The sequence below is a fragment of the Mesorhizobium sp. M4B.F.Ca.ET.017.02.2.1 genome (assembly GCF_003998955.1).
GTDB classification, from domain to species: domain Bacteria; phylum Pseudomonadota; class Alphaproteobacteria; order Rhizobiales; family Rhizobiaceae; genus Mesorhizobium; species Mesorhizobium abyssinicae.
Genome location: NZ_RZOF01000649.1, coordinates 1 through 972, shown reverse-complemented (window position 1 = coordinate 972; position 972 = coordinate 1). Strand labels below are relative to the sequence as shown.

Annotated in this window: 2 protein-coding genes; both read left to right on the top strand. The window is 71.5% G+C overall.

All coding sequences use genetic code 11. From position 1 onward, the window contains the following. On the top strand, nucleotides 1-264 hold a 264-nt coding region (locus EN738_RS34610), incomplete at its 5' end, for a PfkB family carbohydrate kinase (protein WP_245494857.1). Further along, nucleotides 264-972, top strand: a 709-nt coding sequence (locus tag EN738_RS34605) for a class II D-tagatose-bisphosphate aldolase, non-catalytic subunit (protein WP_145967059.1), incomplete at its 3' end; no start/stop codon positions are given. The genes EN738_RS34610 and EN738_RS34605, both read left to right, overlap by 1 nt.

The following is a 972-nucleotide window of genomic DNA, read 5'->3' as shown; positions in this document are numbered from 1 at the left end:
GCCGGCTCAACCCGTTTCGGCGCCGACGGCAGCCGGATCGACTGCGCCGGCTTCCTGGTCGAGGAAGTCGACCCGACCGGGGCCGGCGACTGTTTCGGCGCCACCTACCTCACCTGCCGGCGCAAGGGGATGGAGCCGGCCAAGGCGCTGTTCTATGCCAATGCCGCGGGCGCCCGCAACGTGACGCGGCGCGGGCCGATGGAAGGCCTGGCCGGCTTCGACGTGCTTGACGACTTCATCGCCGGGACGGCGCGAGCGACATGATGACCAATCCGCTGACAGGCCTCGCCACCGCGCGCCGGGGAGGATCGCCCTACGGCATCACCTCGATCTGCTCGGCGCATCCGCTGGTGATCCAGTCGGCGATCCGGCGCGCCGTCGCCGACACGGATTCGATGCTGCTGATCGAGGCGACCTGCAACCAGGTCAACCAGTTCGGCGGCTATACCGGGATGACGCCCGACCTGTTCGTCGCCTTCGTCCAGGAGATCGCCAGCCGCGAGGGGCTCCAGCCCTCGCGCATCATCTTCGGCGGCGACCATCTCGGGCCGAACCCCTGGCGCTCCGAGCCGGCGGCGCAGGCGATGGCCAAGGCCGAAGCCATGGTCACGGCCTATGTCTGGGCCGGCTTCAGCAAGATCCATCTCGACGCCTCGATGGGCTGCGCCGGCGAGCCCGCCGCCCTCGACGACGAGACCATCGCGGCGCGGGCTGCCCGGCTCGCCAAGGCAGCAGAGAAGGCTGCTCGGGCCAAGGGCGGCGCGCTGCCGCTCTACATCATCGGCACCGAGGTTCCCGTCCCCGGCGGCGCCGATCACGCGCTCAGCGACCTGAAGCCAACCGAAGCGGCGGCAGCGCGCCGCCCTTGGCCCGAGCAGCCTTCTCTGCTGCCTTGGCGAGCCGGGCAGCCCGCGCCGCGATGGTCTCGTCGTCGAGGGCGGCGGGCTCGCCGGCGCCCTCGACGACGAGACC